This is a genomic window from Clostridium gasigenes, assembly GCF_900104115.1.
Classification (GTDB): Bacteria; Bacillota; Clostridia; order Clostridiales; family Clostridiaceae; genus Clostridium; species Clostridium gasigenes.
Genome location: NZ_FNJM01000009.1, coordinates 71,109 through 96,768, shown reverse-complemented (window position 1 = coordinate 96,768; position 25,660 = coordinate 71,109). Strand labels below are relative to the sequence as shown.

Below are 25,660 nucleotides of genomic sequence, written 5' to 3'. Positions count from 1 at the left end.
TTACTTTTCTACTTTAATCTTATTAATTATTGCTTCAATTAGCATAGGAACTGTTTCCTCTATAGCTTCAACTGCCATTCCATATACTATCTTACCCATATTTACTGTTTCTTTTATTTTGTCCCTATTTGCTCTTTCACCATTTTTAACTATTGTAACGCAATTTGTATACCCAACTAAGCCTATTAATAGGGCTATAGCTGCTCCACCTCCACTGTTACAAGCTCCAAAGTAATAATCAACCTCTTTTTTTAATAGCATTTGTCCACCTTCAAAGTCATTAGACACTATTACCTTAATATCTTCATTATTAATTTTAAGTATTGCTTGCTCCATTTTTTCCTTACTTAACCCACCTATAGCAATTCTAATCATATTATCTCCCCCTATTAAATCTTGCATTTTTAAATATCTAAGAATTTTGGACTGGTTATTTATTTTACGGCTCCTAATAAAGTACATAGATGCAATATTATAAATGAATCTTCTGCTTTTTTTATTTTATAATTTACCTTTTCTTTTATATCTTTTAAAATAGCTTCTGCTTTATTATAATATTCATTAGTATAAATCTCTTCTAATAAGCTTTCATCTAAGCTATTAATTTCTTCGCCCTTCTCATCTCTACTAAAGACAGCTGAAAGATGTGTTATAAACATTTCTCCATTCTCCTTAGATAAATCTATGTTAAAGGAATTCTCTATTAGATTTATTATGGAATTTAAAGCCTCATAATTATTTCGTGAAATAACCTGAAGCTGCTTTAATAGAATAACTCTCTCATTAATATTCATAATTTTAACCTCTACTAATTTAATATTGTGGGATAATTTCACCAGCAATAACTTGTCTTTGCTTTTCTAGTACCATATTCGCATCTAAAAATTTATTAATTAACTCTTTTATTAGCTTATTATCTTTTTTTATTATTATCACGGCTTCAGTATCATCCATATTGTAGATATTATCGCTAATTAAAACATAGTTTAAATTTTCATTGCTTTTTATATTTTCATCTATAGTCCATATGGCTCCATCAATTTCTTTATTCTCGATGCTATTAATTAATTGATTATACTTTAAAGAAACTAATTGTACTTTTCTCTCGTTAAAATAGTTTAGTGTTAATTTAACTTGATCTTTAGAAGAATAATCTATTCCCACTTTAAAATCATCCTTTTTTATATCAGTTTCCCGCCTGAAAATTAATCCATGGTTATCAACATAGGTATTCTTCCCAAAGGAAGTAACAATCTCTATATCTTCCTCTTCATCTATATAATGCTTTGCTGTAAACATTGATGTTATTGCAAAATCATACCTATTTCTCATTAAAGATTCTAATCTATTATTTCCGCCTCTCATAAATGCAAAATTAAAAGGAATGTCCATATTTTTCATAGTTTCACTTATTCCAGTTGCAAGCCCTTCATATTTTTTTGAATAAGGAAGAGGCATCACACCTACAATATTATCAATTCCAGTTAATGCAATTAAAGCATTATAATCTAAATGTGTTATAAAGCTTCCTAAGTGACCTCTTGACTCTATAGCAATTAGATTTTGTTCCTGTAATATTTTTATTGCTGTTTGAACAGTTCCTCTTGAAGTTTCATATTTTTCTGAAATACTTCCTACTGTATCTATTCTATCTCCAATATTTTTACTGAAAAATTCTTCAGCTAAAGCCATAACAATTATTCCATTTTTCTGCATTAAACTTTTTTTAATATCCATGTTGTCTCCTTAATATACATTATTTCGTATATTAAGAATAACATATCTATTTAAATTTAACAATATTTATCATATTTTGAAAATTAAAATTCAATGTGCAAAATAGACTAACATATTAATCCTATTATTATTTGGAAAGTACCTTATGTAGGATGCTACTTACCGGGGAGGTAATAACTTACTCCTACATAAAGAGTACTTATTAATTATTTTAATTTAAGTATCTAAAGAAGCCCTACTCTCTGTGGTAAAAATATTTTCTTCTTCAACTTTTTTCTTGTCCCATAATTTAAAGAAAGGATAATATATACCCATAGCTAATAAAATGTTTACAAGTTGCAACACTGCTCCTGATAACTTTCCACCAGTTGCAATATATCCCCCTAAAATTGGTATCATTGTCCAATCCACAAATACTACTGGTTTTGCAACTAACCCACTACTCATTGCAAAATAACTAACAATTGCAACTACTACTGGTGCTAGTATAAATGGTATAGCCATAATAGGATTCATTACAAGTGGCATACCAAATATAACTGGCTCATTTATATTAAATATTCCAGGTCCAATAGATAATTTTCCAAGACTTTTTAATTGCTTACTCTTTGATAAAAATGCCATTAAAATAACCAAGGATATTGTAACTCCCGCTCCTCCTATAAATACAAAGATGTTAATAAACTGATCCGTTACTATATGTGGTATTGGTTGTCCGGCTTGAAAAGCTTGTGTATTTTGAACCATTAAGTCTAGCCATATAGGTCTCATTAAAACGATTACTATGGATCCCCCATGAATTCCTAAAACCCAAAGTAATTGAACAAGTATAATTGCAACTATTGCTCCACCTAAGCTTCCGCCAATAGCACCTAAAGGTTTCGCTAAAATTTGGAATATTATATTATGAACACTCCCAAATGATGTATTCTCTATACCAAGTCTTAGTAACCAAAACACTACTATACATACAAAGGCAGGTATTATAGCCATAAAAGATCTAACTACTGCTGGTGGCACTCCTTCTGGCATCTTAATTATAATATTTTTCTTTATAATAAACCTATATATTTCTATACATATCATTGCTACTATCATTGCTACAAACATACCGCTAGCACCCATTTGTGCTTTAGGTATAACATTTTTAACTGTATGTGCTACTGTTTCACCTTCTGCTGTAAATAACACTTGAAAAGGTGTTACTACGAAATAACAACTTAATGCTATTACAGTACCAGTAATGGCATCTAGTTTATATGCCTTTGATAAACTATAAGCTACACCCATAGTTACAAAAATAGCTACTAAATCCATAGTTGCACCTAAAGGATAAAGTAGCTTCTCTAGCCAACTTGCTCCAAAAATACCAGCCATGAAATCACCATATCCCGGTATAGGTAGACATCCTAATACTAAAAATACAGATCCAATCATAATACATGGCAGTGATAACATTACCCCTTCTCGAATAGCTGTTAAATGCCTTTGATTATTTAATTTACTTGCAATAGGTAATAGTTTTTCTTCTAAGTAAGATAAAAACTTTTGCATAAATTCATCCCCCTTTTTATTTTTAATTAACTATACTTTTATTTTCATATCCCCTTTCTAAATTAATTTTTTAATCAATATACAATATACTGTATATTGTATATTGATAGTTTATCACCCTCCTCCATATATTGTCAATGATTATTTTCATTTTATTAAATAATTTATTCTTTATCAATTAAAGTCCTTACCTAAACACTTATTTCTTATAATTATGTATTATATTCAAAATTAATTTATCTATAATATAACTCTTTTATATTTATGATTATCCTATAATTAAGTTAGTATATGTACTTTCAGGAAAATAAACCTCATAAAGCGACAAAAACATCTCAGAAATTGGGATGTTTTTTGCATTCTTTTTATATATATTTACTTTTCATTGTAAAATCATTTATAAATCCTTGCGTAAATAGTCGAATGTGAAATACTTATAAAAACGAAGGTTTTAGTAGTGTTTCTGTTGTATATAGGGGTTAATCCTATTTCAGTCCCTAAAGAAGTTCTTGCTTTTCTGTTATAGTGAAATCAGAATATAATATAGCTTATTCACTATCATAAGAGGGGAGATATAAAAATGAAAATTTCAAAATTTTTGAAAATTTCCGGGATTACATTTATTGTTATTGCATTACTTGCTATTTTTATGACTCTATATTTAAATACTGGGTTAAACAAGACAAATATAGCAGTTAAAAATGCAGCAGAGTTTAAACAATTAGGTATTGATTTAGCAAATTCATCAGATTATTTGACTAATGAAGCTCGTGCTTATGTACAATTTGGAGATAAAATACATTTTGATAACTACTGGAAAGAAGTTAATGAAACTAAAACTAGGGATAGTGTTGTAAAAAGATTAAAAGAGTTAAATGCTCCAAAAGATGAATTAGCTTTAATTGAAAAAGCAAAACAAAATTCTGATGCGTTAATTGCTACAGAGGATGCAGCAATGAAGGCTGTTGAGGGGAAAAATTTTGATCAAGCTAGAATTTTAATGTTTAATTCTAACTATGAAGCAAATAAAAAAATAATTACAGATCCGCTTATAGAGTTTCAAAACAAGATGAATGCTAGAGCTCAAAACGAATCTGATTCTGCACAAAAAAACTTAGATTTAATAATTAAAGCAACAAATACTCTTATAATAATAATGATTTTATTTATTATTTTTATATTTACTGTGCTTCACATTAAGATTTCTAAGCTACATATATTATCTGAAAAACTTGAAGAACTATCAAATAATGAGGGTGACTTGACCACTAGGATAGAAATAACTTCTAAAGATGAAATTGGAGATATTTCTACTGCTGTTAATAAAATAATGATCACTTTACAGACTTTAGTTAAAAATATTAATACTACAACAGCTGATGTAAACGAAGAAACTAAAAATCTTTTTAATTCCATTAAAGATATTTCAGGCAAAATGAAATATATTAATAAAGCTTCAAGCCATATATCAGATGGAACCTCTGATTTAAGTGCTATAACTGAGGAGATTAGTGCCTCTATAGAACAAGTAGAAGGTACATCTATTGATCTTAAAGACAATGCTGAAATAGAAAATGTTTCTGCAAAAGAGATAGAAGTAAGGGCTCTACAACTTAAAAGTAAAGGAATTAAATCTAGTGAGGAAGCTAAAATTATTTTCAATGAAAAAAACAATAAAGTTATGCAAGCTATAGAGGAAGGTAAAATAGTAAATGAAATTCACTTAATGACTGAATCTATAAAAAGCATTGCAGCTCAGACTAATCTTTTAGCATTAAATGCTGCAATTGAAGCAGCAAGAGCTGGCGATCAAGGAAAAGGATTTGCAGTAGTTGCAGATGAAGTTCGTAATTTAGCAGAACAATCCACTATAACAGTAGCAAATATTCAAGGAGTTGTTTCTAAGGTACAAGCTTCATTTGATAATTTATCTGAAAATTCTAAGGATTTATTAACATATATTGAAAAAGATGTTACAGAAATATATGACCTTCTTTTTCAGACTGGAGTAGATTATGAGCAAGATGCTAAAGCTGTTGCCATTAGAGCAGAAAGCGTTACTGTTGCCGCTACAACAATGTCAGAGTCTATGAATCAAGTAGGTCAAGCTGTCCAAAGCACAATATTAACTGCCGTAGAAACCGCAGGAAATGCAGAAGATATTGCTAAAAGTACAAGAGAAGTGCTTACTAATATGGAAACAATATCAGTTGTTGCCGATAGACAAAGTGAGCTAATTGAAAGCTTAAATATGCTAGTAAACAGATTTAAAGTCTAGTTTGCAATTAGGTATTTAAAAAGAAATATACCATCTAAGATAGGTTAATAAATCTTGATTAACCTATCTTAGATGTAAATTACTTTAATTTTACATCTAAAAGAACTTTTTCTTTAAAATTATCTAGTCCAACTCTATCTATAAAGAATCCCATTTTTTCTCCTGCCTCAGCATTTTCTTTATAATATTTAAATACTGAATCCACAAGGTTTAATGTCTCTTCTTCTGTTAATTCCTTAGCAATAATATCTGCAATTCTTGGGTTATACCCTGCAGAGCCTCCTACAACTACCATCATTCCTGGTTTATCTGCTATAACACCTACATCTTTACTATAAATACCTCCACAAGCATTAAGACAAGCCGCTACTCCTATTTTAGTTCTACAAGGCATTTCTTCCCATTGATATTTTTTAGAAAGTTTCATACCTATTGCCATTGTATTATGCTTTGATCTTTTACAAAATGCTGCTGGACACATTTCAACATTTTTAACAGAATTTTGTGATTTAACTGCTGGTTCCATTTTAAGTTCATCCCAAATTGCAGGTAAATCCTCATCTTGTAAATTAGTAATTAAAATTCTTTGACCAGAAGTTATTTTCAAAACTCCATGATATTTTCTTGCAACTCCTGCAATTTTTTCTAATGCCTCCGGGCTAACAAATCCACCTGGGATATGCGGAGTTATTGCGTAAGTTCTTTTTCCATCTCTAACTTTCTGTAAGTTACCATATGTATTACCCATAAATTTTTCTCCTTTTTATTTAAAGTGTATTATATATACCTATTTTACTATAATCTAATAGGCTTTGCAAAAGTTTTATTCTGTTTATTTTTACATATTAACATAGATACTATACACTCTATGTTAATATTGATTAAAAACTTATTAAAGATGGTACTGTTATTACTTCTATTAGAAGTTTAAAAGTTCACCTACCTAATTAATCTCAACACTAAAAATGCTATGAAGTAAAGATTTTTCTCTACTTCATAGCATTCTATAGTTATAATTTATATTTCTTTTAAAGTACAAATTTTTCTATAACTTTAGCTACTCCATCATTTTCATTAGTATCAGTTATATAATTTGCAACCTTTTTAACTTCTTCAAAGGCATTTCCCATTGCAACTCCAAGTCCTGCATATTCAATCATATGAAGATCATTGCCTGCATCACCCATAGTTATTATTTCTTCTCTTTTAACTCCTAAATGTTGAGCTAAAAGTTCAACCCCTGTCCCCTTATTAGCTTCTTTATTTAAGAATTCTAAGAAGAACGGTGCACTTCTAACTACAGTATATTTATCGTAAAGTTCTTTAGGTAAGTTATTTACAGCCCTTTGCAGAATTTCTGGCTCATCTATCATCATAATTTTTATCATATTATCTTCTGCATCAATATTATCAAAATTAAATTCTTTAAAGTTTATTCCATTTATATCTGCTTCTACTAAAGTATATTTATTACTTTTAGGAGTTATTAATCCTTCATTTTCAGAAAAAGAATGAATATTCACTTTAAGTTCTTTACTTAAATTATACAAATATATTGCATCTGATCCCTTTAAAGTCCTCTTTGATATTATTTCTTTATTTTTAGTTTTTTGAACTAATGATCCATTATAACTTAATACATAATCATTTTCTCCAAGCATATCAAGTTCTTCTAAATATCTATGTACCCCTTCTATTGGTCTTCCTGTTGCTAAAACAACGGTAACACCTTTATCTCTAGCTGCCTTAAGGGCATCTTTAGTTCTTTGCGAAACTGTTTTATCTTCTCTTAATAAAGTTCCATCCATGTCAAGTGCAATTAATTTGTACATAATCCTCATCCTCCGTAATTCAAATTTTATTATAATTATATCATATAATGGCGCTGCAAATAAAAACTACCCAAATTAATTGAGTAGTTTAATACATATCATCTACTGACGTGTTATTTTATTTATTATTTTAGATTAAATTGAGCTTTCATTTGAAGTTTTTCACCTGTGAATGTAAAACTTGCATTAGATCCATCTTTATTTATCCAACTATACATTACTGATTCAATATCCATAATTTTACTTCGAGATAAAATTTGTCCTTCTCCAATAATAGCTTTAACTTCATCATAAGTCATGCCTTCTTTAACTTCATCATACTTAGCTGATGTTATCTTAGCATCCATATCTTTAAGTCCCATTTGAGCTTTTCCTGTTACAATATCATTCTGAATTGTAACATTCATATTGCTTATACCAGTTCCATTCCATTGATATATAGCAGTTTTTATTCCACTAACCTCTGCTGAACTGAGCTCTTTTCCTTCTCCAAGCAATGTTTTTACATCTTCATATTTAGAACCCATGTTAATTTTATTGAAATTTTCAAAGTTTACTTTGGAGTCTTCTTTTACGCTTCCAACACTACTATTTGAAGCAGTTGTACTTTCTGATTTTTTCCCACCACTTGTAGTAGCTACTATAATTACAAATACTATTACTACTAATATTCCTGTAAGCACCTTATGCCTTCCTAAAAAGCTTCTTTGATTCTTACCACAATGAACACATTTCTTAACGCCTTTTGCAATTTCTTTATCACAAGCCTTACATTTTATCATTTTACTCATTAAAAATCCCCCTTAATTTTGAATTCCATTCAATATATTACCATGTTTTCATAATTAGTTCAATTAAATATAATATTTGCATTTATTTATAAATATAAATATCTCAAGTTAGTTTTTTACACTAACATTGTGGATATTGCTATTTCAGAAAGGTTTGATTTTTTACCAGTTATTCCATCTTGTTTTAATTCTTTTTATTGAAACCGATTGCATTAAGTGGTATAATTTTCAAGTATGTGTCAATTAATACATATAACCTACTGATTAAAATTTCTAAGGAGGATTTAAAATGAAAAAATTTATTCTAACTGCAATGTTAACTTGTATTTTTTCAATCAATTCATTCGCTCTGTCAGACGGTAAAGTTACTCCTGCTGCTGAAAATACTGATAATGTAAAAGTAACTATATTAGGTAGCTCAGATCTTCACGGACGATTTGTTCCATGGGAATATGCCTCAGATAAAGAAAATATGACTGGTAGTTTAACTCAGATATCATCCTTGGTTTCTAAATTAAGAAATGAAAATCCAAACACTATTTTAATTGATGCTGGTGATGCTATTCAAGATAATATGGTTGAAACTTTTAACAAAGGTCCAGTTCAACCTATGGTATTAGGTATGAATTATCTTAATTACGATGCTTGGGTTATGGGAAACCATGAATTTAATTTTGGATTAGATGTTCTTAAAAATGTAACTAGCCAATTTAATGGAGCAGTTCTTGGTGGAAATATTTACAATACTGACGGCTCTAGATTTATGGATGCAACTACTATAATTGAAAAAAATGGAGTGAAAATAGGAATTATAGGTATAACTACTCCTATGATAGCTCAATTTGAAAATCCTGATCATATTAAAGGAATAGAATTTAGAGATACAGTAAAAGAAACAAAGAAAGCTATTGCGGATTTAACTGGAAAAGTTGATGCTATAATTGGCGTTATGCATATGGGTCTTGAGAATGAAAATAACATTCCAAATACAGGAATCTCAGATATAGCAAAAGAATGTCCAGAACTTACTGCTATAATTGGAGGTCATATGCATGCATTAGTTAAAGAAACAACTATTAATGGAGTTCTTATAACTGAACCTAGTAAATATGGACAAGCCTTATCAAAGATTGATTTAAATTTCACTAAAAAAGATGGTAAATATCAATTAGATAGCAAAAAGACAGACGCTATAAATATTAATAATTTACCTTCAGATACAAACCTTGAAAAATTATTAGAACCATACCACAATAACTTACGTGAAAATGTTAATAGTCCTATTGGTGAATTAAAAGGAATTAATATGGTTGACGAAAATGAAATTGCTGGAATACCAACTATACATATGGACGATACTCCATTAGTTGATTTTTTCCATGAGGTATCCCTATATTACAGTAATGCAGATGTTATTGGTTTAGGTATTGATAACGATGCTCCAAAACTTGATGTTGGACCAATAAAGAAAAAAGATATTGCTTTTAATTACAGATATACTAGTGGTGAAATAACAGTGTACGAAGTAAAAGGAAGTGACCTAAAAAAATATATGGAATGGTCTGCCGGTTATTATAACACATTAAATCCTGGTGATATAACTGTAAGCTTTAATCCTAAAAGAAGAGCATCAAAATATAGTACAAATGATATGTTTGGTGGAATAAATTACAAAATAGATTTAACTCAAAAAGAAGGAAATAGAATAAAAGATGTAAAATTCAAAGATGGTAGAGAAATTAAAGATACTGATGTTATTAAACTTGGTATGAACTCATATAGAATGGAACAACTTTTAGCTAAAGGCGGAATTTTTGATGGTTTGAGTTTTAATAAGCTTTGGGATTCAAAAGTTGCTATTGGTGAAGAAGCTGGAACTATACGAAATATGTCTATAGATTATATTATGAATGTTAAGAAAGGTCTTATAGAATCTAAGAAAGAAAATAATTGGACAATCTTAGGGATTGATAGAACTTCAAAAGAATATAAGAAGGTTGTTGAATTAGTAAACAATGGAACTATTAAAGTTCCATCAACAGAAGATGGAAAATATACTAATATAGCATCTATAAATATAAAAGATCTCCCTAAAGATTCTTTAATAGATAACGCTGATACTATTACTCCTAACATTCCTAGTACTCCGGTTACACCTACCACTCCTGGTGATACTAATATTATTAATACTACTGATACAACTATTGCTACATCCACTAATGAAAGCTCAACTACTTTAAAAAGTGATATAAATAAAGCAAACGCATTACCAAAAACAGGTAGCATTTTAGATGCTACTGCAATTATTACTTTAAGCTTAATTAGTTTAGCATTAGGTGCATTCTTATTAAGAAAAAAACATAAGGTATTGTAAAATAAATGTAATTAATAATTAAAAACCACCTTTCATAGTGATTTTGACACTTAAGTCAAATTCACTCTATGAAAGGTGGTTTTCTATATTTTTAGGAATAATAAATATGTATAAATGTTTACTTTTAGATTCCTTACTATTCCTAAGATAAATTCCATAATTCTTGTTTTGTTGTTGAAATAGCCATTGCCCCTGCACTAATTGATTCCATTATATCTTTCTTAGTCTCAATTAATCCCCCTGCTATAATTGGCACCTTCACTTCATTTCCCATCTTTTTAATAATTTTACTTGCAACTCCAGGCATAACCTCTACTGCATCAGGAAGTACTGATTGTATATTTCTTATTCCGGTTTCTAATGATAAAGAATCTACTGCAAATATTCTTTGTATTGCGCAGAATCCTAATTTTTTCCCATTTTTTATATTTGTTGCTCTTGTAGATATAATTCCATAAGGTTGTCCACATTCTTTTATAAAAAGCATCCCTGTATGATCGCCCTTTAACCCTTCTATTAAATCTACATGTACGAATACTACTTTCCCAGCCTCTTTAAGCTTCTCACATATCTTCTTTATAGTCATTATGCTTCCATATAATACAAAAACAATAAGAACCTTACTAGTAATTACATTTTTCAAATCTTCATCATTTCTTATGGCTGCAATAACTGGATTCTCTATTAGCCATTCTTCTAATTTCTCCAATGATGTTTCCTCCAAAATTTTATTTTAGTTTAGGCATATCCAAATAAATTACAAGAGCACTTACTTGTTATTTATTTAAAAATGTCTTCTATAATATACTGAAAAATAGCGACATAAATTAAGGGGCTACTTCCTTGAATTATGTCGCTATTATACTTAGTATATCCTAATTAAATCCAGTTTATCACAATCTTATTTTTCTTTCAAGTAAATTGGTATTATTATATTTTTATTGAAAATTAATAAAAAATTTACTTCTTAATTTTAAAATTATATTTAATAAAAAGCAATTTTTTTAAATTAGGCTTGTATTTTTTCAATTATTCTGTTAATATAAAAATACAATAATGTATGGGCGGAGAAAAGAGAGCCTTGATTTATGGGTATTTTATACCTATTAGTCAAGGGTCTCTTTTTATTTGCATTTAGGAGGTAAAATAATGTTTGACGTAACTATTGTTGGCGCTGGTATTATTGGCTGCGCAATATCAAGAGAATTGTCTAAATATAATTTAAAAACATGTGTACTTGAAAAATCTATTGATGTTGCTTCTGGTACAACAAAAGCAAATAGCGCAATTGTGCATGCAGGCTTTGATGCTAAGCCTAATAGCTTAAAAGGAAAATTAAACGCAAAAGGCAATGCAATGTACACACAACTTGCAAAGGAATTAGATTTTCCCTTTAAAAGGAATGGCTCATTAGTTCTATGCTTTGATGCTGAACACATGGTTGATCTTGATTCTTTACTAGCTCAAGGTAAAAAAAATGGTGTTCCTGATTTAGTTATTCTTGATGGAGATCAAGTTAGAAAAATGGAACCTAATGTAACTGATAACTGTGTTGGTGCACTATATGCTCCTACTGGAGGAATAGTTTGTCCATATGAAATGACTGTTGGTTTTGCTGAAAACGCATACATTAATGGTGTTGAGTTTAAATTTGAAACTGAGGTTACTAATATAGAAAAAAATTCAAATAATTATATTGTAAAAACTAATAAAGGTGATATTGAAACAAAAATAGTAATAAATGCAGCTGGTTTATTTTCAGATGACATTAATAATATGGTGAGTAATGAAAAGCTTAAAATAATTCCAAGGAAAGGCGAATATGTTTTATTTGATAAAGCTGTAGGAAATTTAGTAACAAATACTATTTTCCAACTTCCAACTAAACTTGGAAAAGGAATTTTAGTTACTCCTACTGTTCATGGTAATCTTCTAATCGGACCTACTGCTGTAGATATAACTGATAAAAATAATCTTTATACTACACAAGAAGGTATTGTTGAGATTGTTTTGAAGGCTCAACTTAGCATTCAAACTCCCCTTCCTATGAATATGTCTATAACCTCTTTTGCAGGTAATAGGGCAACTAGTGAATTAGATGATTTCATAATTGAAGAAGTTTCTGATGCTAAAAACTTTATTAATGTTGCATCAATTGCATCTCCTGGGCTAACTAGCGCCCCAAGTATTGCTGTAATGGTATCTGATATGATAGTAGAAAAATTAGTTCCTGAAAAAAATATGAGTTTTAATCCTATAAGAAAAGGTATAAGAAAGTTCAGCGAAATGTCAAATGAGGAAAGAAAAGCAATAATTAAGGAAATACCTGAATACGGAAAAATTGTTTGCAGGTGTGAATCTGTAACAGAAGGTGAAATAATAGAGGCTATAAGAAGCCCTCTTGGAGCAAAAACACTTGATGGAATTAAAATAAGAACAAGAGCTGGAACTGGAAGATGTCAAGCTGGGTTCTGTGCAACAAAAATTGTTGATATTCTTTCAAAAGAACTTAATATATCTCGCTCTGAAATCACAAAATTTGGTGGTAATTCTACTTTGTTAGTTGGAAAAAATAAAGAATCTTTATAAATTGGAGGGGTATATATGCAAGAATATGATTTAATCATAATTGGTGGAGGTCCTGCTGGGCTTGCTGCTGCAGTTTCTGCAAAAGATCAAGGTATAAACAGCATTTTAATTATAGAGAGAGACGATGAATTAGGTGGTATCTTAAACCAATGTATTCATAATGGTTTTGGTCTTCACACCTTTAAAGAAGAGTTAACTGGTCCTGAGTATTCACAAAGATTTATTGATAAGGTTATAAGTTATGGTATTGAATTTAAGTTAAATACTATGGTATTAGATGTAAATGATAATAAGCAAGTTACCGCTGTAAATACAGAAGATGGTATCCTTGAACTTCAAGCTAAAGCAATTATACTTGCAATGGGATGTCGTGAAAGACCAAGAGGCGCTCTAAATATACCAGGTTCAAGATGTGCTGGTATTTATACAGCTGGAACTGCTCAAAAATATGTTAATGTTGAAGGTTTAATGCCTGGAAAAGAGGTAGTAATACTTGGTTCTGGAGATATAGGTCTTATAATGGCAAGAAGAATGACTCTAGAGGGTGCAAAAGTAAAGGCATGTGTTGAATTAATGTCTTACTCCGGTGGCCTTAAAAGAAATATTGTACAATGCTTAGACGATTTTAATATTCCTTTAAAATTAAGTCATACTGTTACAAATATACATGGAAAAGATAGACTTGAAGGCATTACTATAGCCCAAGTTGATGATAACAGAAAGCCAATTAAGGGTACTGAGGAATATATTGTTTGCGATACATTACTATTATCGGTTGGACTTCTACCTGAAAATGAACTTTCTAGAAATGCAAATGTTAAACTTTCTAGAGTTACTGGTGGTCCTATAGTAGATGAAAGTATGCAGACAAGTATTCCTGGAATATTTACCTGTGGCAATGTGCTTCACGTTCACGATTTAGTAGATAATGTAACTACAGAGAGCTATACTGCTGGTAGAAATGCTGCAAATTATATAAATGGAATTCATAAAGTTGGAAATATTATTGATGTTTTCGCAACAGATGGAGTTAGGTATACAGTACCAAATACTATCAATCCTGAAAATGTTGACACTGTACTAGATGTTAGATTTAGAGTTGGAGAAGTATTCAAAGGTGCTTATATTTCTGTTTACTTTGATGAAGCTCGAGAGATGCATTTAAAGAAGAAGATTCTTACACCAGGTGAAATGGAAAGTGTTAAATTAACTAAAGCAGTTTTTGACAAATATAGTGAATGCAAGAAAATTACTATTAAAGTAGAAAAGGAGTAATGAATTATGAGTACAAGAGAATTGACCTGCATAGGATGTCCGATAGGTTGTGCTCTTACAGTAGAGCTTGAGGGCACAGAAGTTCTAAGCGTAAAAGGAAATACCTGTAAGATAGGTGAAACCTATGGCAAAAAAGAATGTACTAATCCAACAAGAGTTGTTACTTCATCTGTTTTAGTAACCGGTGGAAAAAACGAAATAGTTCCTGTAAAAACTCAGCAAGATATCCCAAAAAATATGATTTATGACTGTGTAGCCGAATTAAAAAATGTTGTAGTAAAAGCCCCTATTTCTATAGGTGATATTGTACTTGAAAATGTACTTAACACAGGTGTAAACATTATTGCAACTAAGGATGTTAAAGTGAAACATTAGTATTAACTTTAGGTAAATATCTCAAAAATAAATTCTATAAATAATTAAGTATTATGTATATTATTTATAAAGTATAATATACATAATACTACACTAATAAAAATAGATTTTATTCTTAATTCAATAATCTTTAACACAATAATAAGTTTATTGAACTTAAGAATATTACAGTATTAATCTAAAGTATTTAAATCAAGATGAATTTACGCTATTGATCAATAGCGTTTTTCTATAAACGTTAAGCAAACGTTTACCAAATAAAATGAATGAGGAGTGTACAAAATTATGGCTAAGTATGTAATGTCACTAGACCAAGGAACAACAAGTTCAAGATGTATTTTATTTAATAAAGAAGGTTTAATTGTAAGTGTTGCACAAAAAGAATTTACACAAATTTTCCCTAGCCCAGGTTTGGTTGAGCATGATCCAATGGAAATTTGGGCTACTCAATTAGGTGTAGCTCAAGAAGCTATGGCTAAAGTTGGTGCAACTGCAACAGATATATCTGCTATTGGTATTACTAATCAAAGAGAAACTACAGTAGTTTGGAATAAACACACTGGCGTTCCTGTGTACAATGCAATTGTTTGGCAATGCCGAAGAACAGCTGGTATGTGTGATGAATTAAAGGCTGTAGGCTTTGATAAAGTTGTAAGAAATAAAACTGGACTTATCCTTGATGCTTATTTTTCCGGAACAAAAGTAAAATGGATACTTGATAATGTTGAGGGTGCTAGAGATGAAGCTGAAAAAGGCAATTTACTATTTGGTACTATTGATACATGGTTAATTTGGAAATTAACAAACGGAGCTGTTCATGTAACAGATTATACAAATGCCTCTAGAACACTTCTATATGACATTCATGAATTACAATGGGATGATGAAATACTTGAGACTTTAAATATACCTAAGTCAATGCTTGCCGAAGTAAAACCATCAAGTTATGTTTATGGATACACTGATAATTCAATATTTGGTTCTCCAATACCAATAGCAGGTGCTGCTGGTGATCAACAAGCTGCCTTATTTGGACAAACCTGTTATCAAGCTGGTACTGCTAAAAACACTTATGGAACTGGTTGTTTCTTGCTAATGAATACTGGTGAAAAAGCTGTTGATTCCCATAATGGTTTGCTTACAACTATAGCTTATGGTATTAACGGAAAAGTTAACTATGCTCTTGAAGGCAGTGTATTTGTTGCCGGTGCAGCTATTCAATGGTTAAGAGATGAATTAAGAATGATAAAGACCGCTGGTGAATCTGGAGAATATGCAAGTATGGTGGAAAGTACTGACGGTGTCTATATGGTACCAGCTTTTGTTGGACTTGGAGCACCATATTGGGATCCATATGCAAGAGGCGCAATAGTTGGTTTAACTAGAGGAACTAAGAAAGAACACTTTATAAGAGCAGCTCTTGAATCTATAGCCTATCAAACAAATGATGTATTAAAAGCTATGCAAGAAGATTCAGGAATTACACTTAAAGCTTTAAAAGTTGATGGTGGAGCCTGTGCTAATAACTTCTTAATGCAATTCCAATCAGATCTATTAGATGTTCAAGTTGATAGACCTGAAGTTATTGAAACAACAGCTTTAGGAGCTGCCTATTTAGCTGGACTTGCAGTTGGCTATTGGAAAGATCAAGAAGAAATTTCAAAGAATTGGGCACTATCAAGATCCTTCAAGCCAAAAATGACAGAAGAAAATAGAACTGAACTTTTAAAAGGTTGGCATAAAGCAGTTGGAAGATCAATGGACTGGGCAAAATAATTAAAACTATTTTTAATTATTAGAACCCAAGTGAAAACTTAATTTTTATTCTAATCTAAACAAATTATGTAGGGGGTATAAACAATATGTCACATTATTATGCAGAGTTTTTTGGAACAATGATACTTATTCTTCTTGGTGATGGTGTAGTTGCAAATGTATGTTTATCAAAAACAAAAGGAAATAATTCTGGTTGGATAGTTATAGCTTTTGGTTGGGCATTTGCAGTTGGTGTTCCCGCTTATATCTTTGGACCTGCAAGTGGCGCTTCTTTCAATCCTGCTCTCACTCTTGGTCTAGCTGCAATTGGTAATTTATCATGGTCACTTGTACCTGGTTATATACTAGCTGAGCTTCTAGGAGCTATGGCAGGTGCAATTTTAGTTTGGTTAATGTATTTCCCTCATTGGGAAGCTACAGAAGACAAAGGGGCAAAACTTGCTGTATTCTGTACTGGACCTGCAATTAGAAATACACCAGCAAACTTTTTCTCAGAATTTCTTGGAACATTCGTATTAGTATTTGCATTATTAGGAGTTGGACAAACAGCATCTGCTCCTGGATTTGGACCACTTATTGCTGCATTTATAATTTTAGTAATAGGTTTGAGTTTAGGTGGTACAACAGGATATGCTATTAATCCTGCTAGAGATTTAGGACCTAGACTAATTCATGCAATTTGCCCTATTGCCGGTAAAGGTGATAGTGATTGGGGATATGCATGGATACCAGTAGTAGCTCCAATTTGTGGTGGTATTTTAGGTGCATTAGCATTCGTTGCCTTATTGGGTTAAATTTAACCTTTAATTTTATTAGTTTTTAATTGACTTATTTATTATTTTTTAATAAAAAGCTGTGAAGTAACAACTTCACAGCTTTTTCCATTTTCATTATTTATTAGCTTTTTGTATTCTTATTGATTTTCCTTTTATAGTTATTTCTTTATTATTTTTAACTACCGCACTCCCCTTGCCATTTAAAATATCAACAAAAGAGCAAGTATCTTGAATATCTATAATACCAATATCTTCTCCTGTTAATTCTTTTAAGTTGCTTAAAGCTCCAACTACATCAATAGCTCTAAGTTTTTTCTTTTTCCCACCTGTAAGATGTATTTTAGTAACGTCTGTATGTATAGCTACTTTTTTAACACCTTTATTTAATCCAAAAGCTTTTTGACTTTCTTTGAAAATAATCTTTCCGACCTTAACCTCTTCATCACTTGGATGTTTACCTTCTTTTATTTCATATCCAACATAACTTTCTACTGATGATAAAAATCTTTTTTCAAATTTAGAAACAAAGGAAATTGCACACCCTTCACGGCCGGCTCTCCCTGTTCTTCCTATTCTATGGACATAGTTTTCTGTTTCTCCTGGTAATTCATAGTTAAATACATGAGTAATATTATCAACATGTATTCCACGTGACGCTATATCAGTTGCAATTAAAACCTTAAATTCTTTATTTTTAAATCTTTCCATTGTAGATAATCTATCTTTTTGCTCCATATCTCCATGAAGTTGCTCAACCATTACACCATCTTTTTTAAGTTTATCGTGTAGTTCTCGAACTTTATCTTTTGTATTACAAAATACAATTGCAGCATCTGGAGTATTTGCATAAAGATTTCTTGTAAGCGCATTTGCTTTTTCATCATATTCAAGTTGTAGAAAACTTTCTTTTATTTTATCTCTATTAAATACCTCTGATTGTACATTTAGTATTTTAGGATTTCTCATATATTTTCCACATAATTTCTCAATTATTTCTGGAAGTGTAGCTGAGAATAATGCCGTTGTTCTATCTTTAGGCATAACTTCTAAAATTTCTTTAATTTGATCTATAAATCCCATACTAAGCATTTTATCTGCTTCATCTATTATCACAAACTTTATATCATCAAGTTTTAAGTTTCCTTTTCTTATGTGGTCACTAATTCTTCCCGGTGTTCCTGATACTATATGTACTCTTTGTTTAAGCTCTCTAACTTGTTCATGAAAAGGTTGCTTTCCAAAAACAGCTGCCGCTCTAACTTTTTTAAGTCTCCCTATGTTAGATATATCTTCTTTTACTTGAAGTGCAAGTTCTCTAGTTGGAACAAGTATTAACCCTTGTACTCTTGATTCTTCAACTTCAACCATTTCACATAATGGAATACCAAAACTAGCTGTTTTACCACTACCAGTTTGAGATTTCACTATAATATCTTCTCTATTTAAAATATGAGGTATTGCTTCTATTTGTACTTCTGAAGGTTTTTTATACCCTAAATTTTCTAAAGCCTTAACTATATCATCACTTAATTTTAATTCACTAAATCCTTTGTTTTCCATGCTTATCTCCTAACCTTTCTATAAATAATATATCCATTGTACCTTATGTTCCTACAATAAACAAATTTAACAACTCTATTATATAATTATTCATCACTTAAATCTTTATCCACAGTTTTAGTAATTAAATTAGATTTATTTTTTCAGATAAATCAAGTATTTCTAACAACATTTACCATATGTTAATCAAGTGGTATAATTAGTTAAAATAGTAAATGGAGGAATAACTAATATGAAGAGAAAAACAGAGTTTACAGTATTTTTTGTAATAGTCTTCTTGTTAATAGCTCTAGTAATACTTATATTTTTAGGATATAAACCTATGAAGAAAATTATTAAGAATTATAATGTAGAAAGTGTTTATATTGAAACCTATAGAGATAAAATGCCAGGTAATAAGGAGTTTAAATTTGATACTATTATAAAGTATAAGGATGGTACTACTGAAAATTTAACAGATTTAGATTATAAAAGTAGTGATGAAAATGTAATAACTTTTAACGAAGGTAAAATAGCAACAAAAAATAAAGGTACTGCTACTATAAGTGTTACTTACTTAGGTAAGTATGCTGAAAGAAGTGTTGAAGTTGTTTCAGATGATGAGGTTTTAAATGATTTAAGTATAAGTCATCAAGTTGTTTTTAATTGGATATTTGAAGGAGATATTTTGAAAATTTGGTGGAGTGGTGCCCCTGATCTAAGAAGATACACAATAACAAAAAAAGAAGATGGTGAAGATGAACAGATTATAGTAAGTAGAGAAATTGGTACTGAGTTTAGTGAAAAGATTACAGATTTCAACAAGAACTCCGAGTATACACTTTATCTAATAAGTGACTTTGGAATATCTCAAAAAATAAAAAGTATAAATACAAAAGATATAAATACATCAAATAATTCTAATAATATAAAAAATGAAAATAGTAATAAATCAAATACAGATGATAAAGATAAATTGAAAAATACTACAGATGATGTTGGGTATAAGATGATAGAAGAAGCTAGTGAGAATAATAATTTATATCCAAGATATGAATTACGATCTGGATTAGTAGTTGTTAAATTAAATGCTGATGGTGCCTGGGATTCATTGTATGTATATAAATATATTGAGGATGGAAAAGTGAAAAAATTAAAGTACAGGATAGGATCACCAATCGGAACAGAGTATTATTTAGAATTTAACTTTAATGGGCAAGTTTATAAAGATGCTGGAATTGTAAAAAATGATACTACCCTTAAAGAGTTTATCATACCGCAGGATATGAAAGAGGGAGATTTGATTAAATATAAGATAAGAGGAAAATTAAATAATACGGAAGCAGAATATATAGGAATAGATTATTATTCAAAAGATAACTTCAAGGATTATGAAAATGATTAAGTATAAAACTTAAGATTATATTTACTGGTTACTTCTTCAACTAGTACGTGACCATTCTGATCACATAAAACAAAAAGATTACAGAGAATACACCGTAATCTTTTTGTTTTATTTTATATTAACTTATTTTCTTTAATCATTAATAAATCTTTCTATTCTTTTTAATGATTCCATTATATTTTCCATTGAAGATGCGTAGCAAGCTCTTATAAACCCTTCTCCACAATCTCCAAAAGCATTTCCTGGAATTACTAATATTTTTTCCGTCTTTAGAAGTTTTTCACAGAATTCATCTGAAGTCATACCTGTAGATTTAATACATGGGAATACATAAAATGCTCCTAGAGGCTCAAAACAATCAAGTCCCATTTTTTTAAACCCATCAACTAACACTCTTCTTCTTCTATTATATTCCCTAACCATAGTGAAAACACTATCGTCTCCAGATTTTAAAGCTTCAATTGCTGCAAACTGCGAAACTGTAGGTGAACACATTAATGCATATTGATGTATTTTTTTTATAGCATCTATTAATATAGGATGACCACAAATATATCCAAGCCTCCAGCCAGTCATTGCATAAGCTTTAGAGAAACCATTAATAACTAAAGTTTTTTCCTTCATTTCTGGGAAACTCGCAATAGATACATGTTTTTTATCATAAGAAAGTTCTGCATATATCTCATCTGAAATTACTATTACATCTTTATCTTTTAAAACCTCTACTATACCAGCGAGTTCCTCTCTAGTCATAATAGCTCCTGTTGGATTATTTGGGAAAGGAATTATTACAACTTTAGTTTTAGGTGTAATAGCTTCTTCTAACATTTTAGGTGTAAGTTTAAATTCATCTTCTGCTCTAAGATTTAGTACCTTTGCTGTTGCACCTGTAAAGGCTGTACAGCCTTTATAAGCTACAAAGCTTGGCTCTGGAATAATAACTTCGTCTCCAGGTCCAACTAAAGCTCTGAGTGCTATATCAATGCCTTCGCTTCCCCCTACTGTAACTAATATTTCATCAAGCGGATTATATTTAAGATCAAATCTTCTATCTAAATATTTTGCAATTTCTGTGCGAAGTTCAATAAACCCAGCATTTGATGAATAATGTGTATGTCCTTTTTCTAAAGAATAAATTCCAGCTTCCCTAACATTCCAAGGGGTAACAAAATCCGGTTCCCCAACTCCTAGTGATATTACATCTTCCATTTCATTGATTATATCAAAATACTTTCTTATACCTGATGGGGGCATATTTCTAACATTATCAACAATCATATCTTCTAATATCATACGAAAATATCCTCTCTTTCAGTCTTTTTCTTTTCTTTAAATATTCTTCCATGATCTTTATATTTCTTAAGCACAAAGTGAGTAGCCGTTCCTGTAACATATTCTTGTATAGCTAGTTTACCTGATACAAACATTGCTACTTCCTTCATAGTTTTTCCTTCAACTATAACTGTTAAATCAAATCCACCTGAAGACATTAAATAACAAGCTTTAACTTGCTTAAAATTATATATTCTTTCAGCAACTTTATCAAAACCCTCTCCTCTTTGTGGAGTTATCTTAACTTCAATTAATGCTGTAACTGTCTCTTTCCCTGTATTTTCCCAATTTATAAGAGTAGTATATCCTGCTATTATGTTTTTTTCTTCATAATCCCTAATGGCATCCCTAACCTCTTCTACTGATTTTCCTGCCATAATAGCAATTTGCTCATCACTATATCTACTGTTTTTTTCTAAAATTTCTAGAATTTCTTCCATAATTCAAAACCTCCCTTTTTTATCTTTAATATAAATCGGTATAAAAAAACCTTCCTCCAAGTAATGGACGAAGGAACCACTTCACTGCACCCCCTAAGTAAGGGACATTCAAATAAATAGCAATCCAAAAACTTTTTATAACTAAATTAGAATAATTAATATTCTCCAAAGTCACTATTTTCAACATTTTTGCTATTTCTCTATATTATAATGCTAATGCATATTAATTTCAATACTTTAACTATAGTATCTTTATTACTTTTATATTATTTCCTAACTTTCAAGGTATATTTTCTTAATTTATTGTTTTGTATTTCTATTGTATGTATAATTAATTATCATAGGTCGTTTTGATATCCTAAGGAATATTCAAAAAAATAACTAGTCAACTTCTGGCCTATTTTGTTTCAGATCCCTAACTAAAAAAATATAAAGGTTGTGTAATATTTGAATAATGAAGGAAAATCAAAATTGAAGCAATATATTTTGATAGCAACTTATATAATAGTTCTATCTTTTATATTACTTAATTTATCTGCACTAAACTCTGGACTTGGTAAAACTTTATCAATACTTAGTCCCTTTACAACTGCAATAGGAATTGCTTTTGTATTTAATTTACCAATGAAATTATTTGAAAACAAAGTTTTTAATTTCTTAGATAATCAAAAATCTCCTACAGCTAAGAAATTAAAAAGACCACTTTCTATTTTGGCCACTATTATTACTATTTTTGGATTATTAATAACACTTATAGTTTTTGTTATTCCTCAACTAGTAGAAAGTGTTTCAACACTTGTGGATTCTGTTCCTGGATATATGAGATCATTTGAACATTTAATTAATCAATATGTTAATTCTACAGAGTTATTAAAAATAATTAGCGACAAATTACTACTTGCATGGAAAGATATACTTCAAGTTGGAGGTCAACTTCTTGGAAATTCTTTAAACGGTATATTAAATGTAACTATAGGTATAACAAGTGGCGTTGTTAACTTTATTCTTTCATTAGTTTTAGCAATTTATATGTTAGCTAGTAAAGAAACTTTACTACTTCAATTAAAGAAATTTATTTATGCCTTCAGCAAAAGAAGCTTTGCAGATAGAATTATGGAAATAGGTAACATCGCTAATGTTACTTTTGCTAGTTTCATTACTGGTCAATGTATAGAAGCAGTTATAATAGGATTCTTATGTTTTATTGGAATGACTATACTTGCGCTACCTTATGCTTTATTAATTAGTGTAATTATAGGTGTAACTGCATTAATTCCGATTTTCGGAGCATTTATAGGAATTATACCTTCTGCATTTATTATTATGATAATTTCACCAATACAAGCAATGATATTTGTTATCTTCATAATTGTGCTTCAACAATTTGAAGGTGCATTTATATATCCAAAAGTTGTTGGAGGTTCTATAGGGCTTTCTGCAATATGGGTTATGCTTGCAATGCTAGTTGGTGGTAGTCTTTTTGGCTTCCTTGGAATGTTACTTGGTATTCCAACATTTGGAGTTATATATAAACTAATTAGCAGATCTACAACTAATAAATTAAAATCTAAAGATATATCATTTAAGTAAAATATCTTCAAAGAAAAAAGAACACAATCTATGCTATAACTTAGCTACGATTGTGTTCTTTTTATTACATTCTGTCTGCTGCTATTTCGTCTGCTCTTTTTTCTTTTCTTCCTTCAATTACTGATTGGAATTTTTCTCCAGCATTTTTAAATACTATTGATATTGTTAAGAATACAACTAATACTATCGCTAGTATTGATACATCTTTAACTATTACTGAGTAGTCAATTACTGTTGCTGATATTACTTCTCTATACGCCTCTACTACATAAGTAAATGGCATATAAGGATTTAATACTTTAAACATATTTGGTACTAATTCTAATGGGAATGTACCTGCACATGCTGTTAATTGAAGTATTAATAATACTATTCCAAGAAGTCTTCCTGCATCTCCTAGTAAAGATATTAAACATTGAATTATTGATATAAATACTAGTGAGAAGAATATTGTAAGACCTATATATAATGGTACATTACCTGGTTTTAACCCAAGAGTAAGTACTACTACACTTACTAATATTGCTTGCATAACTCCTATAAATCCAAATGCTACAAACTTCCCTGCTATCTTATCAAATTTAGATAAATTTTCATCATCATGAGTTTGTGTTGGTATAACAAAGAACATCATAATTGCACCGATCCATAAAGAAAGTGCTATAAAGTAAGGTGCAAAACCTGTACCATAATTAGGTATTGGGTTTATTGGTTCTACATTCATTTCTGCTGGTTCTCCTATATACTCACCCATTGTTTCTGGTGAATTTATAAGACCTGCTTTAATTTCTGTAGCTCCATCTGCAAGTTTAGTTTTTAATTCTTCTGAACCATCATAAAGTTTAACAACTCCATCTTTTAGTTCTGGTACTTTAGCTGATAATTCCTTTACGCCAGTATTTAATTTAGTTTGGCCATCAACTAATGCGTTTGATCCTACCATCAGGTCTTTTGATCCTGAATATAATGCTGTTACGCCTTGGCTTAATGCAGGAATATTTGAATATAAATCATTTACACCTGTATTTAATTTACCTTGACCATCAACTAATGCATTTGATCCTACCATCATTTCTTTTGATCCTGAATTTAATGCTGTTACTCCTTCACTTAATGCAGGAATATTTGATTTTAAAGCACTAAGTCCTCCATTAATTTGATTAGCTCCACCATTTAGTTTAACTAATCCAGTGTTTAATCCACCCATATTATCTGAAAGAGATTTTAATCCATTTCCAAATGACTTTGGTGTTTCTTCATTTATTCCGGCTTCTAATCTATTTAATCCACCGATTATTTGATTAACGCCACCATTTACTTCTGCTACACTACCTATTAATCTAGTCGTACCAGCTGCAAATTCATTTACTTGCCCAGTATATAATTGCATACCACCCTCAAACTTATTTAACTCACCATTTAAATTTTCTGAACTTTTTGTAAGTTTTGTAAGTTTTTCCGGAGTATCTTTATTTTTATCTTGTAAGGATTTTAATTTTCCTAATGCTATTGCTATGTTTGCATCTTTATCTTTTGAATCAGGGCTTTGCATAGCCTTTACAAGATCTTTTCCAACTGAGTCCATTGTTGTTGAAGAAGTGTTTACTCCATCAATAACTTCATCAATTCCAGTTTTAATATCACCATAACCGTTTTTAATTAAAGTTGATGATCCTGCAAATTTATCACTAAATGGTTTTAAATTTTCTGCCCCTTTACTTAATTTTTCTAGCTCTGCTTTTTTGTCTTCTGCATTTAATTTTGCACTTAATCCATTAGCTCCATCTTGTAATTTTGTTACTCCTGGATAAACAGTTGTCTTAAATGCTGAATATAAACTTTTACTACCATATGCTAATTTATCTGATCCATCTTTTGCTTCTAGCATACCATTTTTCAAGTCATTAGATCCACCATATAATTGATCTACTCCACTACTTAATGTTGGAATTTTACCACTTAAAGTTCCAAGACCTGTTGATATTGCTGAAACTCCA

General features: G+C 30.1%; 21 protein-coding genes. 9 read left to right on the top strand and 12 right to left on the bottom strand.

The window, feature by feature from the left end:
- From BLS77_RS13905 to celB, 4 genes are all read right to left on the bottom strand, one after another.
- Complete coding sequence (locus BLS77_RS13905; RefSeq protein ID WP_207648694.1) at positions 1-375, bottom strand: DUF2620 family protein; 375 nt, start codon at positions 373-375, stop codon at positions 1-3.
- 59 nt (positions 376-434) lie between these two features.
- Complete coding sequence (locus tag BLS77_RS13900; protein ID WP_089971099.1) at positions 435-794, bottom strand: PRD domain-containing protein; 360 nt, start codon at positions 792-794, stop codon at positions 435-437.
- A 19-nt stretch (positions 795-813) separates the two neighbouring features.
- Positions 814-1,737, bottom strand: coding sequence for a GntR family transcriptional regulator YhfZ (gene yhfZ, locus BLS77_RS13895; protein ID WP_089971096.1), 924 nt, complete (start codon positions 1,735-1,737; stop codon positions 814-816).
- Positions 1,738-1,953: 216 nt separating this feature from the next.
- Positions 1,954-3,291, bottom strand: a complete 1,338-nt coding sequence (gene celB / locus BLS77_RS13890; protein WP_089971094.1) for a PTS cellobiose transporter subunit IIC — start codon at positions 3,289-3,291, stop codon at positions 1,954-1,956.
- A 580-nt stretch (positions 3,292-3,871) separates the two neighbouring features.
- On the opposite strand from celB, the gene BLS77_RS13885 reads away from it, so the two are divergent.
- The gene (locus BLS77_RS13885; protein ID WP_089971092.1) at positions 3,872-5,569 is read left to right on the top strand and encodes a methyl-accepting chemotaxis protein; all 1,698 of its coding nucleotides are present in this window, start codon (positions 3,872-3,874) and stop codon (positions 5,567-5,569) included.
- Positions 5,570-5,648: 79 nt separating this feature from the next.
- On the opposite strand, the gene BLS77_RS13880 is transcribed toward BLS77_RS13885, so the two are convergent.
- From BLS77_RS13880 to BLS77_RS13870, 3 genes are all read right to left on the bottom strand, one after another.
- Positions 5,649-6,317, bottom strand: coding sequence for a nitrite/sulfite reductase domain-containing protein (locus BLS77_RS13880; RefSeq protein WP_089971089.1), 669 nt, complete (start codon positions 6,315-6,317; stop codon positions 5,649-5,651).
- Between the two features lie 280 nt (positions 6,318-6,597).
- A complete protein-coding gene (gene yidA / locus BLS77_RS13875) occupies positions 6,598-7,401 on the bottom strand; it encodes a sugar-phosphatase (RefSeq protein ID WP_089971085.1) in 804 nt (267 codons plus the stop codon).
- Between the two features lie 125 nt (positions 7,402-7,526).
- Positions 7,527-8,192 carry a DUF3862 domain-containing protein gene (locus BLS77_RS13870; RefSeq protein ID WP_089971084.1) on the bottom strand — a complete coding sequence of 222 codons (666 nt, stop codon included), beginning with the start codon at positions 8,190-8,192 and terminating at the stop codon, positions 7,527-7,529.
- Positions 8,193-8,481: 289 nt separating this feature from the next.
- On the opposite strand from BLS77_RS13870, the gene BLS77_RS13865 reads away from it, so the two are divergent.
- The gene (locus BLS77_RS13865) at positions 8,482-10,566 is read left to right on the top strand and encodes a bifunctional metallophosphatase/5'-nucleotidase (protein WP_089971081.1); all 2,085 of its coding nucleotides are present in this window, start codon (positions 8,482-8,484) and stop codon (positions 10,564-10,566) included.
- Between the two features lie 142 nt (positions 10,567-10,708).
- Here BLS77_RS13865 and BLS77_RS13860 read toward each other — a convergent pair whose 3' ends face one another.
- Complete coding sequence (locus tag BLS77_RS13860) at positions 10,709-11,275, bottom strand: glycerol-3-phosphate responsive antiterminator (RefSeq protein WP_089971079.1); 567 nt, start codon at positions 11,273-11,275, stop codon at positions 10,709-10,711.
- Between the two features lie 440 nt (positions 11,276-11,715).
- Between BLS77_RS13860 and BLS77_RS13855 the strand changes: the two genes are divergently transcribed.
- From BLS77_RS13855 to BLS77_RS13835, 5 genes are all read left to right on the top strand, one after another.
- Positions 11,716-13,155 carry an NAD(P)/FAD-dependent oxidoreductase gene (locus tag BLS77_RS13855; protein ID WP_089971075.1) on the top strand — a complete coding sequence of 480 codons (1,440 nt, stop codon included), beginning with the start codon at positions 11,716-11,718 and terminating at the stop codon, positions 13,153-13,155.
- Between the two features lie 15 nt (positions 13,156-13,170).
- Positions 13,171-14,430, top strand: coding sequence for an NAD(P)/FAD-dependent oxidoreductase (locus tag BLS77_RS13850; RefSeq protein ID WP_089971072.1), 1,260 nt, complete (start codon positions 13,171-13,173; stop codon positions 14,428-14,430).
- Between the two features lie 6 nt (positions 14,431-14,436).
- On the top strand, positions 14,437-14,805 hold the full coding sequence (locus tag BLS77_RS13845) for a DUF1667 domain-containing protein (protein ID WP_089971069.1): 369 nt from the start codon (positions 14,437-14,439) through the stop codon (positions 14,803-14,805).
- Between the two features lie 285 nt (positions 14,806-15,090).
- The gene (glpK, locus tag BLS77_RS13840) at positions 15,091-16,581 is read left to right on the top strand and encodes a glycerol kinase GlpK (protein ID WP_089971065.1); all 1,491 of its coding nucleotides are present in this window, start codon (positions 15,091-15,093) and stop codon (positions 16,579-16,581) included.
- An 86-nt stretch (positions 16,582-16,667) separates the two neighbouring features.
- Positions 16,668-17,375 (top strand): MIP/aquaporin family protein, encoded by a 708-nt coding sequence (locus BLS77_RS13835; protein ID WP_089971062.1) that lies wholly within the window; start codon positions 16,668-16,670, stop codon positions 17,373-17,375.
- Between the two features lie 96 nt (positions 17,376-17,471).
- Here the strand turns inward: BLS77_RS13835 and BLS77_RS13830 are convergent, their stop codons facing one another.
- Positions 17,472-18,917: a DEAD/DEAH box helicase gene (locus tag BLS77_RS13830; protein WP_089971060.1), complete on the bottom strand. Its 1,446-nt coding sequence runs from the start codon at positions 18,915-18,917 to the stop codon at positions 17,472-17,474.
- Positions 18,918-19,149: 232 nt separating this feature from the next.
- On the opposite strand from BLS77_RS13830, the gene BLS77_RS13825 reads away from it, so the two are divergent.
- Positions 19,150-20,301: a hypothetical protein gene (locus tag BLS77_RS13825; protein ID WP_089971057.1), complete on the top strand. Its 1,152-nt coding sequence runs from the start codon at positions 19,150-19,152 to the stop codon at positions 20,299-20,301.
- Positions 20,302-20,433: 132 nt separating this feature from the next.
- Here the strand turns inward: BLS77_RS13825 and BLS77_RS13820 are convergent, their stop codons facing one another.
- Together BLS77_RS13820 and BLS77_RS13815 are read right to left on the bottom strand one after the other, a co-directional pair.
- A complete protein-coding gene (locus BLS77_RS13820; protein ID WP_089971055.1) occupies positions 20,434-21,594 on the bottom strand; it encodes an aminotransferase class I/II-fold pyridoxal phosphate-dependent enzyme in 1,161 nt (386 codons plus the stop codon).
- The gene (locus BLS77_RS13815; protein WP_089971052.1) at positions 21,591-22,073 is read right to left on the bottom strand and encodes an Lrp/AsnC family transcriptional regulator; all 483 of its coding nucleotides are present in this window, start codon (positions 22,071-22,073) and stop codon (positions 21,591-21,593) included. The genes BLS77_RS13820 and BLS77_RS13815 overlap by 4 nt, the downstream gene beginning before the upstream one ends.
- Before the next feature lie 447 nt (positions 22,074-22,520).
- Between BLS77_RS13815 and BLS77_RS13810 the strand changes: the two genes are divergently transcribed.
- Positions 22,521-23,663: an AI-2E family transporter gene (locus BLS77_RS13810; protein WP_089971050.1), complete on the top strand. Its 1,143-nt coding sequence runs from the start codon at positions 22,521-22,523 to the stop codon at positions 23,661-23,663.
- Positions 23,664-23,727: 64 nt separating this feature from the next.
- Here the strand turns inward: BLS77_RS13810 and BLS77_RS13805 are convergent.
- Positions 23,728-25,660 (bottom strand): YhgE/Pip family protein (locus BLS77_RS13805; RefSeq protein ID WP_175490863.1); only part of this gene is annotated, 1,933 nt, incomplete at its 5' end.